We start from the raw sequence: 16,235 nt of genomic DNA on the forward strand, positions 1-16,235 counted from the left end.
ATGCAAAAGGGCGACCCCAGCGGGGCCGCCCTTCGTCTGATCTGTCTTGTCGGGCCGTGGCGCTTAGCCTTCGACGGCGGCAGAGCCTTCTTCCGAGGGGGACTCGGCCGGGGCTTCGGCGGCGGCCTTTTTCGGGCTGCGCTTGCGCGGGGCGGGCTTGCTGCCCGCATCCTCGGGGGTTTCCACCAGCATGGAATTGTCGTCGCCGCTGATGTCGATCACATCCTCGGAGGCCGGTTTGCGGCTGCGCGCGGGCTTCGGCGCGGCCTCGACGGCATCGTCACCGGATCCCTTGCGGCTACGGCTGCGCGTGCTGCGCGGCTTGGGGGCCTTCTCGGGCTTGTCGCCCGCCTCGGCGGTCTCGGCCTGGGCGTCCTGGCCCCGCTCCTGAGGCTTGCTGTCAGAGCTCTTGCCGTCTTCGCCACGCTCGGCGGACCGGTCCTGGCCCTTGCGGCCCCGGTCCTCGCTGCGGTCGTCGCCGCCGTCGCGCTGGTCCTGGCGGGCGGCGCGTTCGCGGTCACGCTCAGCCTGACGCTGACGGTTTTCCTGTTCCTGCTGCTCGCGGCGATTGTCCTGCTCTTTCTGGGCTTCGCCCAGCATCCGCAGGTAATGTTCCGCATGTTGCTGGAAGTTCTCGGTCGCGACGCGGTCACCGGCCAGCTGCGCATCGCGCGCCAGCTGGTTGTACTTTTCGATGATCTGCTGCGGCGTGCCGCGCACCTTGCCCTCCGGCCCCGAGGAATCGAAGACGCGGTTGACGATATTGCCGACGGACCGGTTGCGCGACTTGCTACGCGAACGTGATTTCGAAGATCTCATAAGGTCAGCTGTCCAGCCTTGTTCTGTCTAGGGGCCGCTGCGCTGTCTCGCGGCGCATCCTGCGTCGGACCATTGCGAGCGGCTTTTCTCTGGCTTGGCATCCGGCGGGCGCGGGCGAAAACTGCGCGGCCTCAGGCCCGGATAGTCCCGACTAACCATGCCGGGCGCATGAAGACAAGGGGGAAGTGACAGTTTTACGCAGATTGTGCGCCTTTAGACCGGGCTTTGTGGCGCCCGGGCTCTGACAACCCTGTCCCTGCCGTCAAGATCGGTGCGGATGGTGACATCTTCAAGACCCGCCTGGCGAAAAATCCGGACAACGGCGGGGCCTTGCCGCCAGCCGATCTCGACCGCCAGCCGCCCGCCGGGGCTGAGATGGGCCAGCGCGCCCTCGGCTATGGCGCGATAGGCCGCCAGACCGTCGCCGCCGGGGGTCAGCGCCATGGCGGGTTCGCGGCGCACTTCGGGCGAGAGTTCGGCCATCTCGGCCTCGGAGATATAGGGCGGGTTCGACACGATCAGGTCGAACTGCCCCTCGACGGCGGCGAACCAGTCCGAGGGGGTCAGCTCGGCGCGCCCCTCCAGCTCCAGATCGGCACGGTTCTGCGCCGCCACGGCCAGGGCGGCGGGGGACAGATCTACCCCCAGCCCGGTGGCCCCTTCCCGCTCGGCCAGCAGGCTGAGCAGCACGCAGCCCGAGCCGGTGCCCAGATCCAGCACCCGGGCAAAGGGGGCCGACAGACCTTCGGCGACCAGTTCCTCGGTCTCGGGGCGCGGGTCCAGCACATCGGCGCTGACCCGGAACATCTGCCCCCAGAAGAAGCGGCGCCCGGTGATATGGCTGACCGGCTCACGCGCGGCGCGGCGGGCGATGGCCTGGGCAAAGGGTGCCGCGGCGGCGCCCAGGGCATCGGGCATGTCGATGGACAGCCGGTCGGGGCTCAGCCCCAGCACATGGGCCAAGAGCCAGCGGGCATCGCGGGCCGGATCGTCGACACCGGCGGCGCGCAGATCGGCCACCGCCTGCGCCAGGGCAGCCCGGGTGGTGCTCATGCCGCATCCTCCGCCAGCAGCCGCGCTTGATGATCGGCGATCAGCGCGTCGATCACCTCGTCCAGGTCGCCTTGCAGGATCTGGTCCAGCTTGTAGAGGGTCAGGTTGATACGGTGATCGGTCATCCGGCCCTGGGGGAAGTTGTAGGTACGGATCCGTTCGCTGCGATCGCCCGAGCCCACCTGGGCCTTGCGATCGGCGGCGCGGCTATCGGCGGCCTGCTGGCGTTGCAGGTCGAACAGGCGGTTGCGCAGCACCTGCATGGCGATGGCGCGGTTCTGGTGCTGCGACTTCTCGGAACTGGTGACCACCACGCCGGTGGGAATATGGGTGATGCGCACGGCACTGTCGGTGGTGTTGACGTGCTGGCCGCCCGCGCCACTGGCGCGCATGGTGTCGATGCGCAGATCGTTGGGGTCGATACGGATATCCACCTCTTCCGCCTCGGGCAGAACGGCGACGGTGGCCGCCGAGGTATGGATGCGCCCGCCGCTTTCGGTGCTGGGCACCCGCTGCACCCGGTGCACGCCGCTTTCGAACTTCAGCCGCGCAAAGACCCCCTCGCCCCGCAGCGCGGCGGTCACCTCCTTGATGCCGCCCAGCTCGGTCAGCTGCTGCTCGACGATCTCGAAGCGCCAGCCCTTCGACTCGGCATAGCGCTGGTACATGCGCAGCAGGTCGCCCGCAAAAAGCGCCGCCTCGTCGCCGCCGGTGCCGGGGCGGATCTCGATCATCGCGGGCCGGGCGTCGGCGGCATCACGCGGCAGAAGGGCGATGCGCAGGGCCTGCTCCATCTCGGGCAGACGCGCCTTGAGGCCGGGCAGCTCTTCCTCGGCCAGGGCGCGCATCTCGGGATCGGCCAGCAGCGCCTCGGCCTCGGCCAGATCGGCGCGCAGCGCCTCATAGGCGCGCACGGCCTCGACCACCGGCTTCAGCTCGGCATATTCGCGCGCCAGCGCGGCGAAGTCGCCCCCGCCCTCGGCCATCCGCGCCTCGATATATTCGTATCGCCCGATGATGCGGGCCAGCCTGTCTTCGGAAATCATGGGGCGAAGCTGTCCCCTAAAGCGCGGCTTTGGTCAAGCCTCGGCCCGTGCTAGACTGGGCCATGCTGCGTTATGCCCTGATCCTTGTGGCCCTGCCCGCCACGGCGCAAGAGGCCCCGATGCCGCCCCTGAAGGCGATCGAGTGCTATTGCACCGACCGCCAGGGCGACCGGGTCGAGCTGGGCGAGGTGATCTGCCTCAGCGTCGATGGCCGCAGCTACCTCGCCCAGTGCCAGATGTCGCTGAACGTGCCCATGTGGCGCGAGGTCGGCCCCGCCTGCCTCTCGTCGCGCGCCGCAGCGCCGCAGAGGGGGGCCAGCCCCCCGTCAGCCGGAGGCTGACTCCCCCGGAGTATTTTCGGCAATCGGATAAAGAAAGGGCCGCCCGCGCTGCGCCCCGGGGGCGATCTACTTTGCAGCCGGGACGCCGCCGGGGCTTTGACGTGCCGCGCCCCTCTCTTCTCATTGCCAGAAATATCCCGGGGGGTGAATTGAGCCCCCGGCTCAAGAGGGGGGCAGAGCCCCCCTGCCCGCCCTCAGCCCTGGCGCCGGGTCCAGCACCAAAGCGCGATGATTTCCATCGCCACATGGGCGCCCGCAATGGCCGTGGCGCCGGTGGTGTCGAAGGGTGGCGAGACCTCGACGATATCGCCGCCCATCAGGTTGACGCCCGCGATGCCGCGCAGGATCGCCGCCGCCTGAGCCGAGCTGAGGCCGCCCCAGACCGGGGTGCCGGTGCCGGGGGCAAAGGCCGGGTCGAGGCAGTCGATGTCGAAGCTGAGGTAGGCCGGGCTGTCGCCCACGATCTCGCGCACCTTTGCCGCGACGGCCCGGGGGCCGATCTCGTGCACCTCCGGCGCGTCGATGATGTTCATCCCGAACGCCCCGTCCTCGTTCACCGTGCGGATCCCCACCTGGACCGAGCGCGCGGGGTCGATCAGCCCCAGCTTGATGGCCTTGTAGAACATCGTGCCGTGGTCGATCCGCGCCATGTCGTCATCGCGCCAGGTGTCGCTATGGGCATCGAAATGGATCAGCGACAGGGGCCCGAATTTCTCGGCGTAGGCCTTCAGGATCGGGAAAGAGATATAGTGATCGCCCCCCAGGGTGACCGAGCCCGCCCCCTGGGCCAGGATGCCGCGGATGTGGTTGGTCAGCGTCTCGGGGAAGTCCGCCACCTTGGCATAGTCGAAGGCCAGATCCCCGTAGTCGGCCACGGCGAACTCGCCCAGCGGATCGAAGCCCCAGCCATAGGGCGGGTCATAGGGTTGCAGGGTCGAGGCCTCGCGGATGGCGCGGGGGCCAAGGCGGGTGCCGGTGCGGTTGGTCACCGCCTGATCGAAGGGCACGCCGGTCACCGCCAGGTCAAAGCCCGTCAGATCCTTGGTATAGCGCCGCCGCAGAAAGCTGGGGGCGCCGCCAAAGGCGTTCTCATAGCTCAGCCCCTTGGCCTCGGTGCGGGTAAAGGCCTGATCGACCTGGGTTTTCGCGTCTTCCAGGGCCATGTCACCCCTCCTTCAGCGGCAGCGCCGTTTCGACCATGCGGGCAAAGAAACTGGCCCCGATGGGCGCGATGGCGTCGTTGAAATCGAACTTCGGATGGTGCACCGGGGCGGTGTCACCCTGGCCCAGGAACAGATAGCAGCCGGGGCGCGCGTTCAGCATGTAGGAAAAATCCTCGGCCCCCATCTCGCGGTCGTCGTTCAGCAGCACCGCGTCCGGCCCCACCACCTCGCGCGCCACCTGGGCGGCGAATTCGGCCTTTTCAGGATTGTTGATCGTGGCCGGATACCAGCGAGTATAGATCAGCTCGGCCGCGACGTCATAGGCGGCGGCCTGGCCCTTGACGATCTCGTTCAGGCGCCGTTCGACCATGTCCTGCACCGCCGGATCATAGGTGCGCACGGTGCCGTTGATAAAGGCCTTCTCGGGCACCACGTTCTCGGCGCTGCCGGTGTGGATCTGGGTGACCGAGACCACGACATCCTTCACCGGATCATGGTTGCGCGACACGATGGTCTGAATGGCGGTGTAAAAGCCCACGGCGGCGGCCACCGGATCCTTGGTCAGATGCGGCGTGGCGGCATGGCCGCCCACCCCGGTGATATTGATGGTGAAGGTATCCACCGCCGCCATCAGCGCCCCGGGCGAGGTGCGGAACCGCCCCTCGGGTTCGCCCGGCGCATTGTGCATCCCGTAGACCTGCGAGATGTCGAACCGGTCCATGATGCCTGCCTCGACCATGCGCCCGCCGCCGCCGCCGTCTTCCTCGGCCGGCTGAAAGATCAGCGCCACGCGACCGGCGAAATTGCGTGTCTCGGCCAGGTATTTGGCCGCGCCCAGCAACATGGTGGTATGGCCGTCATGGCCGCAGGCGTGCATCGCGCCGGGCGTCTGCGAGGCGTGCTCTGCCCCCGTCTCTTCCTGCATCGGCAGGGCGTCCATATCGGCGCGCAGCCCCACGGTCGGCCCCGGTTCGCGGCCTTCGATGATGGCCACGATGCCGGTCTTGGCGATGCCTTCGTGGATCTCCTCGATGCCGAACTCGCGCAGCCGTTCGGCCACGAAGGCCGCGGTCTTGAAGCAATCGAAGCTCAGCTCGGGGATCGTATGCAGATGCTTGCGCCAGCCTTCCATCTCGTCTGCGAGACCGGCGATGCGATTGACCACGGGCATGGTCTGGACTCCTTGGGATACCTTCGTCAGGTTGCAACCAAATCCCAAAGCACGAGGCGCTGCAATGGCCGATCACGCCCGCGACCCCATCCATGACGTTCCGGCAGGTCTGCCGCGCCTGCGCGCCATCATGCGCCGCTTGCGCGATCCCGAAACCGGCTGCCCCTGGGATATCGAGCAGGATTTCACCTCGATCGCGCCCTATACCATCGAAGAGGCCTATGAGGTCGACGATGCGATCCAGCGCCAGGCCTGGGACGAGCTGGAGGGCGAGTTGGGCGATCTGCTGTTGCAGGTGGTCTTTCACGGCCAGATGGCCGAAGAGGCGGGGCTGTTTGATTTCGACCGGCTGGCCGAGGCCTCGGCGCAGAAGATGATCTTCCGCCACCCGCATATCTTCGGCGACGAAAGCCGCGACAAGTCGGCGGCGCAGCAGACCGTGGACTGGGAAAAGATCAAGGCCGCCGAGCGGGCCGCCAAGGCCGAGACCCGGGTGCTGGACGGGGTGGCCCGGGGCCTGCCCGCCCTGATGCGCGCGGTGAAGCTGCAAAAGCGCGCGGCCCGGGTGGGGTTCGACTGGCCCGATGTGGGCCAGGTGGTCGACAAGGTGGCCGAAGAGGCCGCCGAGCTGGTCGAGGCGCGCGCCGAACTGACACAAGACGAGGTGGCCGAGGAATACGGCGACCTGCTGTTCGTCATGGCCAATCTGGGCCGCCACCTGGGCGTCGACCCCGAAGAGGCGCTGCGCGCGGCCAATGCCAAGTTTACCCGCCGTTTCAACGCCATAGAGGACAGCCTGGCGGCCCAGGGCCGCAGCCCCGCCGACAGCGACCTGGCCGAGATGGACGCCCTGTGGGACGCCGCCAAGGCTGCCGAGAAGGCGGCGAAAGCCGCCGAATGAGCCGGATCGGAAACCCTATTCTTTTAATCGGGTATTGACCGAGGGCGAGACCCTTCGTCATAAGCGGGCGCAGTCAACAGTATGCGACCCGGAGAGTCCCATGTTCCTGCGTTCCACCACCACCCTCGTGACCCTTGCCGCCATGACCGTGCCTGCCCTGGCGGACGAGCTGAACATCTATTCCTATCGCCAGCCCGAGCTGATCGCCCCCCTGGCCGAGGCCTTCACCGCGGAGACGGGGATCGACGTCAACATCGCCTACCTGGAACAGGGCATGGTGGAACGCCTGAAGGCCGAGGGGATGCGCTCGCCCGCCGACCTGGTGCTGACCGTGGACATCGCGCGCCTGTCGGCCATCGTCGATGCCGGCGTCACCCAGGCCGTGGACAGCGACGTCCTGCGCGACGCGATCCCGAGCGCCCTGCACGATCCCGCCGGGCATTGGTGGGGCATCACCACCCGCGCCCGCGTGGTCTATGCCAGCAAGGAACGCGTGGCCGACGGCGAGCTTGAAAGCTACGAGGATCTGGCCGACCCCAAGTGGAACGACCGTATCTGCACCCGCTCTGGCACCCATGCCTACAACGTCGCCCTGGCATCGGCCTATCTGGCCCATCACGGCGAAGAGGCGACCAAGACCTGGCTGGAAGGGCTGAAGGCCAATCTGGCGCGCAAGCCGCAGGGCAACGACCGCGCCCAGGTACGCGCGATCTGGGCTGGCGAATGCGACATCTCGCTGGGCAATACCTATTACATGGGCAAGATGCTGGAGGATCCCGAACAGCAGGAATGGGCCAACTCCGTGCGCATCATCTTCCCCCACTTCGAGGAGGGCGGCGCCCATGTGAACGTCTCGGGCATTGCCATGACGCAATCGGCGCCCAACCGCGACAACGCGCTGACCTTCATGGAATTCCTGGTCTCGCCCGAGGCGCAGCAGATCTACGCCGAGAAGAACTACGAATACCCGATCGTGCCGGGCATTCCCGCCTCGGAACTGGTTGCCAGCTGGGGCAGCTTCACCCCGGACGACCTGCCGCTGATCGAACTGGCCCGGCTGCGCCCCGACGCGCTGCGCCTGATCGAAGAGGTCGATTTCGACGGCTGACCGGCTCTGGCGGCGGCGCGCGCCCCTGCGCGCCGCTGCGACCGGACGCCACCGTCACGGGCATTAGCCTAGCGTCCCTGCATCCCGCCCGCCCCGCGCGCGGGATTTCCGCCGGTCCGGCGCGCATCCCATGGACAATTCCGCGCCGCCGCCACATGGTCCGCCTCGACCCCGGGTCTGCCCCGGGCCAAGGACATCCCGAAGACCAAGGAAAACCACATGGCGCGCAAGATCATCATCGACACCGACCCCGGACAGGACGATGCCGTCGCCATCCTGCTGGCCCTGGCCAGCCCGGAAGAGATCGACCTGCTGGGCGTCGTCGCCGTGGCCGGCAACGTGCCGCTGCCGCTGACCCGGGTGAACGCGCGCAAGGTCTGCGAACTGGCCGACCGGCACGACGTGCCGGTCTACGCGGGCTGCGACGCGCCGATGCAGCGCGCCCTGCACACCGCCGAACATGTGCATGGCAAGACCGGCCTCGACGGCCCCAACCCGCCGCTGCCCGAGCCCACTATGCCCCTGCAAGCGCAGCACGGCGTCGATTTCATCATCGAGACCCTGCGCCGCGAACAGGCGGGCACCGTCACCCTCTGCCCCATGGGCCCGCTTACCAACGTCGCCACCGCCTTCCAGAAGGCCCCCGACATCGTCGAGAAGGTGCAGGAGATCGTCCTGATGGGCGGCGCCTATTTCGAGGTGGGCAACATCACCCCCGCGGCCGAGTTCAACATCTGGGTCGACCCCGAAGCCTCTGACGTCGTGTTCAAATCCGGCGTACCCATCGTGGTCATGCCGCTGGACGTGACCCACAAGGTGCTCTGCACCCGCGCCCGGATCGAGGCGATCCGCGCCCTTGGTTCGAAGGTTGGCGTGGGCGTGGCCGAGATGATCGACTTCTTCGAGCGCTTCGATGTCGAGAAATACGGCTCGGACGGCGGCCCGCTGCATGATCCCTGCGTGATCGCCTATCTGCTGAAGCCTGACCTATTCACCGGCCGCCACATCAACGTCGAGATCGAGACCCAGTCCGAGCTGACCCTGGGGATGACCGTGGCCGACTGGTGGCGCGTCACCGACCGGCCCGCCAATGCGCTGTTTATCGGCGATGTCGACGCGCAGGGCTTCTTCGACCTGCTGACCGAGCGGCTGGCCCGTCTGTGACCGTCCTGCATCTGGCCCGCGAGGGCGACGAGACGCGGCTTCTGCCGATGCTGCGCGCCTGCCATACCGAACTGGGACTGGCGACCGAGGAATGGGCCCTGCGCGAGGCGCTGATGCCGATCCTGGAAGGCGCGCCCCATGGGGCGGTCTATATCGCGGGCCCGTCCCGGGCGCCCATCGGCTATGCGGCGATCAGCTTTGGCTGGTCGCTGGCGGCGGGCGGTCTGGCGGCCGAGCTGGACGAGATCTGGGTGCGGCCCGCCATTCGCGGGCGCGGCATCGGCGGCGAGCTGTTGTCGATCCTGCCCCGCGCCCTGACCGAGGCGGGGCTGAAGCGGCTGCGTTTCCAGGTGCCCGGCCCCGACCATGCCCTGGCCCGGCTGGCGGCGCGCACCGGCTATCGCAGCAGCGATGGTGCGCAAAGCTTCGCCCGGGCCTTCTGACGCCGCCTCTGGCAAAAGGCGCGCCGAAGACCTAGCTTTGCGCCATGAGCATTTCCTTCCCCTTCGACAACAGTTTCGCCGCCCTGCCAGAGGGGTTCTTCCTGCGTCAGACGCCGCGCCCGGCCTCGGCGCCCGAGTTGCTGGCCTTCAACGCGCCCCTGGCGGTCGAACTGGGCATGACCGGCGAGGCGCCGCCTGCCGAACTGGCGCAGATCTTTTCCGGCAACGCCCTGCCCGAGGGCGCCGATCCCCTGGCCCAGGCCTATGCGGGGCACCAGTTCGGCGGCTTCTCGCCCCAGCTGGGCGATGGCCGCGCCCTGCTGATCGGCGAGGTGGTGGACCGCCACGGCCAGCGCCGCGATCTGCAACTGAAGGGATCGGGGCGCACGCCGTTTTCGCGTGGCGGCGACGGCTTGGCACCTCTGGGCCCGGTCTTGCGCGAATATATCCTCAGCGAGGCCATGGCCGCCCTGGGCGTGCCGACGACCCGCGCCCTGGCCGCCGTGGCGACCGGCGACACGGTCTATCGCGAAACGCCCCTGCCCGGCGCCGTGCTGACCCGGGTCGCGGCCTCGCACCTGCGGGTCGGCCATTTCGAGTTCTTCGCCGGGCGCCGCGACGCCGCCCGGATGCGGCTGCTGCTGGATCATGCCATCGCCCGCCATGACCCGGCCGCCTCTGACCCGCTGGAGTTCCTCAAGGGCGTCATCGCGCGCCAGGCTGAACTGGTAGCGCATTGGCTGTCGCTGGGCTTCATCCACGGGGTGATGAACACCGACAACACCACGATTTCCGGCGAGACCATCGACTATGGCCCCTGCGCCTTCATGGAGGGGTATCACCCGCAGACGGTCTTCAGCTCGATCGACCGGCAGGGGCGCTATGCCTATGACAGCCAGCGCCATGTGCTGCCCTGGAACATGGCGCAGCTGGCCTCGGCACTGCTCTTGCTGGAAGAGGACGCCGAGGCGATGGTCGAACCCTACACCCAGGCCGTCCACGCCATGCCCGGGCTGATCGACGCCGCCGTGCTGGCGCGCTTTGGGCAGAAGATCGGGCTGGCCACGGCGACCGAGGAGGACCGGGCGCTGATCGACGGGCTGCTGACGCTGATGCAAAACCAGGGCGCCGATTTCACCAATACCTTCCGCGCCCTGGCCGAGGATCCGGACCGGGCCGAGGCGATGCTGGGCGCCCCCGCGGGCTTTGCCGCCTGGCGGCAGGACTGGCAGGCGCGGCTGGCGGGCGAAGAGGCGCCCGAGGCGCGGATGCGGGCCACCAACCCCGCCGTGATCCCCCGCAACCACCGGGTCGAACAGGCCATCACCGCCGCCCAGGCGGGCGATCTGGCGCCCTTCCACCGGCTGGTGCGGGTGCTGGCCACGCCCTTTGACCTGGCCCCGGAAGATGCCGACCTGGCCCAGCCTGCCAGGCCCGAGGAAGAGGTCGAGACCACGTTCTGCGGGACGTGAGGGAGCTTGAGCCACAACCTCGCCCTAATCAGTACCAGCCCGAAGGCAAGCAGATCAGAGCACCCCAGACCCACACCTTAAAAGCCACATTTGCAGCAAGTGTACCGCCCGGCGGCAACGCCGGGCAGCGCCGACCCGCCCCATGGGCGGCGCTGCCCTCAGTGCTTTAACCCTGCGTATCATCATGCTTGTGCTGCAACTCGCGCAGTCGCTTGAAGAACCGCGGATTGCGCTGCACGAAATCGCGGATGATCCCGGTCAGCCCGCCGCGTTCCTGCCCCTTGAGATAGGCAAACCCCGCCGAGGCCCCCAGGATCGCGCCCACATGATCGACGATAATGTCGCCCATGGTGTCCATCAGCCCCGATTTCTGCATCTGGGTGCCGAAAAGCTGATCCATGGTGAACTCGAACACCTCCCAGGTGGCGCCGATGGATACGGCAAAGCAATAGGCGAAGAAGGCAATGGCAATGGGCGGCGCGGCGTAGCGGTCGCCCTGGAACATGATCAGCACCAGCACCGTGCCAATCAGGCCAAAGCCGATGGCCGAGCCGCCATGCATGACGATGTCCCACCACCAGTAGCGGTTGTAGAAATCAAAGACCTCGCCCAGAAAGATCGTGCCCCAGATGAAAAAGACCACGGCGGCCATGAAGCTGGGCGGCACGCGAATATGAATCCAGCGCGCCAGGACCAGCGGCGTCACCGACAGCGCCAGGGTCACCGTGGCGATGAAGGCCAGCGACCAGCGCCCCAGAACAAGCGCCTCGGCAATGGAAAACAGCAATGAGATCCAGATCAGCCGGGTGACGAGGGATTGTTCCGAAAACATGCTGGAAGCTCCGTCAGGGGAATGTCACATCTATCCCATGAATGACGTGTCGCTGCGGATCGCAACCTATAACCTGCAAAAATGTGTCGGCCTGGACTTTCGCCGCAACCCTCGCCGGGTGCTGGAGGTGATCGAGGATACCGGCGCCCAGATCGTTGTGCTGCAAGAGGCGGACAAGCGGCTGCCGCCGCGCCCGGCCGCCCTGCCCCATGACATGATCCAGGCCGAGGGCTGGCAGATCGTGCCCTTCGGCGCGGGCGGCTCGCTGGGCTGGCACGGCAACGCCATGCTCTACCGCCCCGGGCTGCGGGTGACCGCCACCGACCGGATGGATCTGCCGGGGTTGGAGCCGCGCGGCGCCGTCCTGGCCGAGTTCGCCACCCCCCTGGGGCCCCTGCGGGTGCTGGGCACGCACCTTGGGCTGGTGGCCCGGTCGCGCCGGTTGCAATGCGCCGCCCTGCGCCGGGCGCTGGAGGGGCGCGTGCCGATGCCTGTGCTGATCGCGGGGGACTTCAACGCCTGGGGATCGGCGGCTGATCTGGACGCGGAACTGGGCATGGTCGACCTGCTGCCCTCGCCCCCCAGCTATCCCGCGCCGCGCGCCGTGGCGCCGCTGGACCGCTTCGGCATCGGCGGCGGGCTGCGCGCCGGGCCGGTCCGGGCCCATATCGCCCAGCCCGCGCGCATCGCCTCGGACCATCTGCCGCTGACGGTCGAGATCCGCGCCCCTGCGGCACCGGCGCAATAGCCCTGTCACAGGCCCCGTGCTAAGAGCCCGACAGAGTTCATTCTTTTTCGGACCTTTTCCATGAGACTGCTGCAAATCGCCTCGCTTCTGATCGTGCTGGCCGCCGCCTTCGGCACGGTGAACTACTTTGTCCTGCGCCTGCCCTCCTCCATCGGGATCCTGCTGGTGGCGCTGGTCACCTCTGTGGCCATGCTGGCGCTGGACCTGGTGCTGCCCCATTTCGCCCTGGCCGATCAGCTGCGCGAGGTGGTGCTGGGCATCGACTTCTCGGATGCGCTGCTGGAGGGGATGCTGGGGCTGCTGCTGTTCGCGGGCGCGCTGCATGTGAAAGTGTCGGACCTGGCCAAGCAATGGCCGGTGGTGCTGCTGATGGCGACCCTGGGGGTGGCGATCTCGACCGCCATTGTGGGGCTTGGCTTTGCCTGGGTGACGGGTATGCCGCTGCTGGTGGCGCTGGTTTTCGGGGCGCTGATCTCGCCCACCGATCCGGTGGCGGTGCTGGGCGTGCTGCGCGCCGCCAACCTGCGCCGCAGCCTGGAGACCACCATCGCGGGCGAAAGCCTGTTCAACGACGGGGTCGGCTATGTGGTCTATCTGATCCTGGTGGGCCTGGCGTTCGGCGCCACGGGCCATGGCGCGGGCGGCGGCGAAGAACCCTCGCAACTGGCCGCCGCGGCCCAGCTTTTCGCGCAAGAGGCCCTGGGCGGCGCGCTGATCGGCCTGGGCCTGGGCTATCTGGTCTTCCGCATCATGCGCCGCATCGACGATCCCGCGCTGGAGGTGCTGATCACCCTGGCCCTGGCCTTCGGCGGCTATGAGCTGTCGGTGGCGCTGCATGTCTCGGCGCCGATCATGGCGGTCTGCGCGGGCCTGTTGATCGGCGACATAGGCGCGCGGCATGGCATGTCCGAGAAAACCCGCGAGTATGTCGAGACCTTCTGGCACCTGATCGACGAGATCCTGAACGCGGTCCTCTTCCTGCTGATCGGGCTGGAGGTTTTCGCGGTCGAATTCGAGCAAAGTTTCTTCCTGGCCTCGGCCCTGGCCATCGGCCTGGGCCTTCTGGCGCGTTTCGGCGCGGTGGCGGTGCCGATCCTGTTGCTGCGGCCTCTGCGCGACTTTGGCCCCGGCACGGTGCCGATCATGACCTGGGGTGGGTTGAAGGGCGGGATTTCTGTGGCGCTGGCCCTGTCGCTGCCCGACAGCGAATGGAAGGCGCTGATCCTGACGGCCACCTATTGCGTGGTGATCTTCTCGATCGTGGTGCAGGGGCTGACCGTGGGCCGCCTGGCCACCCGGGTGGGCCGCCAGCCCGAGCTGATGTGACCCCGGCCCGGCCCCGTCCCGCCCGGCCCCGTCACCCCGGGGCCGGACGGGCCCGGCCCGGCGCCCCCGACCGTTGCCTGCTTGCACCCCCGCTCCATCCCGGCCAAAAGGTTCCTTGACCCTTCAAGGAGCTGCCCCCCGTGACCACCCGCCAAGACATCCTGCGTGCCGTCCTGTGGATGAGCGGCGCGGTGGCCAGTTTCCTGACCATGGCCTTTGCCGGGCGCGCCCTGAGCAGCAGCCTGGACACTTTCGAGATCATGACCTGGCGCTCGGTCACCGGGGTTCTGATCATGGTCGCGGTGATCACCCTGCGCCGCGACTGGGGGATCATCGACACCCGGCGGATGCGGCTGCATATCGCGCGCAACCTGGCCCATTTCACCGGCCAGAACCTGTGGTTCTTCGCCGTGGCGCTGATCCCCATTGCCCAGGTCTTCGCGCTGGAGTTCACCTCGCCCCTTTGGGTGCTGGTGCTGTCGCCGCTGGTGCTGGGCGAACGGCTGACGCCGATGCGGGTGCTGGCCGCCGCCCTGGGGTTCGTGGGCATCCTGGTGGTGACCCGCCCCGGCGCCGAGAGCCTGTCGCCTGGCATCATCGCCGCCGGGCTGGCCGCCATCGCCTTTGCCATCACCATGGTCACCACCAAGCGGCTGACCCGCGATGTGCCGACCCTGTCGATCATCTTCTGGATGACCGTCACCCAGACCGTCTTTGGCCTGATCTGCGGCGGCTACGACCTGGATTTCGCCCTGCCCACGGCCCAGACCCTGCCGCTTCTGGTGCTGGTCGGGTGCTGCGGCCTCTTCGCGCATTTCTGCGTCACCACCGCGCTCAGCTTTGCGCCGGCCACGGTGGTGGTGCCGATCGACTTTACCCGCCTGCCCCTGGCCGCCCTGCTGGGCGCGCTCTTCGTGAATGAACCCTTCGACCTGTGGGTCCTGGCGGGCGCGGCGATCATCTTTGCCGGCAATTACCTGAACATCCGCGGCGAGACCCGGGCCCGCCCGCCCGCCTGATCGGCCCGCCCGCCTGATGCCCGCCCAGCCCCCGCCGCACACCGCGCCGGGGTCTGAAAATACATTCCGCATTGATATTAATTCTGCGACTGCAAAATAATGGCCATCGCCAATGCAATAAATGCAATCCGCCCGGGCAATTGAGGGCGATTCGACTTTCAAGTCGATTATCGCCGCACCCGCCCGTCGGAAAAATGAAGCGCCCGACTAAATTCCGCAGAGCGAGACGGAAAACCCGACTAATTCCGCAACACCTTGCCACCTATTGCAATGACGCCACAATGCGCGAGGCTTTCCCCTGCGTCACCCTATTAGAAATGGCATTTCCATCAGAAGAAAATTGATCGGGTATTGGCAGCGCAATAATCTTGCTCACATGCGGACGAGGAGGAAATGTCCGCAACGGGAGGAGACAAGATGAAACTTTATACAGGCGCCCTTCTGGCGCTTCTCGGCGCTTCTGCGGCCCAGGCCGGCGGGATCGAGCGGACCACGCAATCGGCGATGATCCTGTACCAGAAGGGTAACCGGGTCGAGCTGAGCTTTGGCCGCGTCATGCCGAAACTGTCGGGCGTGATGGCCGACAGCCAGGGCTCGGGCGATATCGCGAACGACTTCACCTCGCCCTCTCTGGCGCTGAAGATGGATGTCAGCGACACGCTCGCCCTGGCCTTCATCTACGACAAGCCCTTCGGCTCTGACGTGGTCTATGCCGACGGACCCAGCGGGATCCTGCTGGGTCAGTCTGGCCAGGCCGAGACCCGCGCCATGACCTTCCTGGCCAAGTATCAGGCGACGGATCGGGTCAGCGTCTTCGGCGGCCTCAGGGTGCAGGAATCCGGCGGATCGACAATCCTCGACGGCGCGCCCTACGATGCCAACCCGCTGGTCACCGCCTATGACGTGACCTTCGGCGACGACTGGGGCACCGGCTACGTCCTGGGGGCGGCCTACGAAATCCCCGAGATCGCCCTGCGGTTGGCCCTGACGTACAATTCCGAGGTCAAGCATTCCTACGACACGACCGAGATCATCGGCGGTACCCTGGTTCCCGGCAGCAAGACCAAAAGCGTGACACCGCAATCCGTAAACCTCGAGTTCCAGACCGGCCTGAACCAGCGCACCCTGCTGATGGCCTCGGCTCGCTGGGTCGACCATTCGGCCTTCAAGCTGCATCCTGCGGTCTTTGACCGGGATCTGGTCAGCCTGCGCGACACCACCACCTACCGGATCGGCATCGGCCGCGCCTTCAGCCAGAAACTGTCGGGCTCGGTCACCTATGCCTTCGAGCCCAAGGGCAGCGAGAATGTCTCGTCCCTGTCGCCCTCCAATGGCTACAAGCAGCTGTCGCTGGGCCTGGCCTACAAGGCGACCGAAGCGCTGGAGCTGTCGGGCGGGATCACCTACCGCGTCTATGGCGATGCCAATGCGACGGTCGGCGGCGCCCCGGTGGGCCGGTTCGAGGACAACAGCCTGACCGGCGTCGGCCTGAAGGTGGCCTATAGCTTCTGACTCAGGTCTCTGGCCCCGGATCCGCTCCGGGGCCTCTTCGCGCCGAAGGCGACCGCGGGCCGGGCTGGCCCTGCTGCAATGCGGAATGAAGCCACGCTGCAATGCGGAAAAGGCAAT

Annotated in this window: 16 protein-coding genes; 10 read left to right on the forward strand and 6 right to left on the reverse strand. The window is 67.4% G+C overall.

Annotated features, from left to right (window positions below; all coding sequences use genetic code 11):
• Window positions 1–63: 63 nt before the first annotated feature.
• From ACRARE_RS09475 to prfA, 3 genes are all read right to left on the reverse strand, one after another.
• Entirely contained in the window at window positions 64–819 is a 756-nt protein-coding gene (locus ACRARE_RS09475) for a DUF4167 domain-containing protein (protein ID WP_432656183.1), read from the reverse strand.
• 213 nt (window positions 820–1,032) lie between these two features.
• Window positions 1,033–1,872, reverse strand: a complete 840-nt coding sequence (gene prmC / locus ACRARE_RS09480) for a peptide chain release factor N(5)-glutamine methyltransferase (RefSeq protein WP_432656184.1) — start codon at window positions 1,870–1,872, stop codon at window positions 1,033–1,035.
• The gene (gene prfA, locus ACRARE_RS09485) at window positions 1,869–2,918 is read right to left on the reverse strand and encodes a peptide chain release factor 1 (protein ID WP_432656185.1); all 1,050 of its coding nucleotides are present in this window, start codon (window positions 2,916–2,918) and stop codon (window positions 1,869–1,871) included. Before prfA ends, prmC begins: the two co-directional genes overlap by 4 nt.
• Window positions 2,919–2,980: 62 nt before the next feature.
• On the opposite strand from prfA, the gene ACRARE_RS09490 reads away from it, so the two are divergent.
• On the forward strand, window positions 2,981–3,259 hold the full coding sequence (locus ACRARE_RS09490; protein ID WP_432656186.1) for a hypothetical protein: 279 nt from the start codon (window positions 2,981–2,983) through the stop codon (window positions 3,257–3,259).
• Window positions 3,260–3,453: 194 nt separating this feature from the next.
• On the opposite strand, the gene speB is transcribed toward ACRARE_RS09490, so the two are convergent.
• Both speB and ACRARE_RS09500 read right to left on the reverse strand, forming a co-directional pair.
• Window positions 3,454–4,422 (reverse strand): agmatinase, encoded by a 969-nt coding sequence (speB, locus tag ACRARE_RS09495; protein ID WP_432656187.1) that lies wholly within the window; start codon window positions 4,420–4,422, stop codon window positions 3,454–3,456.
• Between the two features lies 1 nt (window position 4,423).
• The gene (locus tag ACRARE_RS09500; RefSeq protein WP_432656188.1) at window positions 4,424–5,593 is read right to left on the reverse strand and encodes a M20 aminoacylase family protein; all 1,170 of its coding nucleotides are present in this window, start codon (window positions 5,591–5,593) and stop codon (window positions 4,424–4,426) included.
• A gap of 64 nt (window positions 5,594–5,657) precedes the next feature.
• Here ACRARE_RS09500 and mazG point away from each other — a divergent pair, with 64 nt between their 5' ends.
• From mazG to ACRARE_RS09525, 5 genes are all read left to right on the forward strand, one after another.
• Entirely contained in the window at window positions 5,658–6,494 is an 837-nt protein-coding gene (gene mazG, locus ACRARE_RS09505) for a nucleoside triphosphate pyrophosphohydrolase (RefSeq protein WP_432656189.1), read from the forward strand.
• A gap of 100 nt (window positions 6,495–6,594) precedes the next feature.
• Window positions 6,595–7,602, forward strand: a complete 1,008-nt coding sequence (locus tag ACRARE_RS09510; protein ID WP_432656190.1) for a Fe(3+) ABC transporter substrate-binding protein — start codon at window positions 6,595–6,597, stop codon at window positions 7,600–7,602.
• A gap of 219 nt (window positions 7,603–7,821) precedes the next feature.
• Window positions 7,822–8,766 carry a nucleoside hydrolase gene (locus ACRARE_RS09515; RefSeq protein ID WP_432656191.1) on the forward strand — a complete coding sequence of 315 codons (945 nt, stop codon included), beginning with the start codon at window positions 7,822–7,824 and terminating at the stop codon, window positions 8,764–8,766.
• Window positions 8,763–9,209 carry a GNAT family N-acetyltransferase gene (locus ACRARE_RS09520; protein WP_432656192.1) on the forward strand — a complete coding sequence of 149 codons (447 nt, stop codon included), beginning with the start codon at window positions 8,763–8,765 and terminating at the stop codon, window positions 9,207–9,209. The genes ACRARE_RS09515 and ACRARE_RS09520 overlap by 4 nt, the downstream gene beginning before the upstream one ends.
• Before the next feature lie 44 nt (window positions 9,210–9,253).
• A complete protein-coding gene (locus tag ACRARE_RS09525; protein WP_432656193.1) occupies window positions 9,254–10,681 on the forward strand; it encodes a protein adenylyltransferase SelO in 1,428 nt (475 codons plus the stop codon).
• Window positions 10,682–10,847: 166 nt separating this feature from the next.
• On the opposite strand, the gene ACRARE_RS09530 is transcribed toward ACRARE_RS09525, so the two are convergent.
• Window positions 10,848–11,513 (reverse strand): DUF2238 domain-containing protein, encoded by a 666-nt coding sequence (locus tag ACRARE_RS09530; protein ID WP_432656194.1) that lies wholly within the window; start codon window positions 11,511–11,513, stop codon window positions 10,848–10,850.
• A 37-nt stretch (window positions 11,514–11,550) separates the two neighbouring features.
• Between ACRARE_RS09530 and ACRARE_RS09535 the strand changes: the two genes are divergently transcribed.
• From ACRARE_RS09535 to ACRARE_RS09550, 4 genes are all read left to right on the forward strand, one after another.
• Entirely contained in the window at window positions 11,551–12,261 is a 711-nt protein-coding gene (locus ACRARE_RS09535; protein ID WP_432656195.1) for an endonuclease/exonuclease/phosphatase family protein, read from the forward strand.
• A gap of 60 nt (window positions 12,262–12,321) precedes the next feature.
• Window positions 12,322–13,587 (forward strand): cation:proton antiporter, encoded by a 1,266-nt coding sequence (locus ACRARE_RS09540; protein ID WP_432656196.1) that lies wholly within the window; start codon window positions 12,322–12,324, stop codon window positions 13,585–13,587.
• A 140-nt stretch (window positions 13,588–13,727) separates the two neighbouring features.
• Window positions 13,728–14,606 (forward strand): DMT family transporter, encoded by an 879-nt coding sequence (locus ACRARE_RS09545; RefSeq protein ID WP_432656197.1) that lies wholly within the window; start codon window positions 13,728–13,730, stop codon window positions 14,604–14,606.
• 417 nt (window positions 14,607–15,023) lie between these two features.
• Window positions 15,024–16,118: an OmpP1/FadL family transporter gene (locus ACRARE_RS09550; RefSeq protein WP_432656198.1), complete on the forward strand. Its 1,095-nt coding sequence runs from the start codon at window positions 15,024–15,026 to the stop codon at window positions 16,116–16,118.
• Window positions 16,119–16,235: the final 117 nt, after the last annotated feature.

The sequence above is a fragment of the Pseudooceanicola aquaeponti genome (genome assembly GCF_050897975.1).
Taxonomy (GTDB): Bacteria; Pseudomonadota; Alphaproteobacteria; order Rhodobacterales; family Rhodobacteraceae; genus Pseudooceanicola.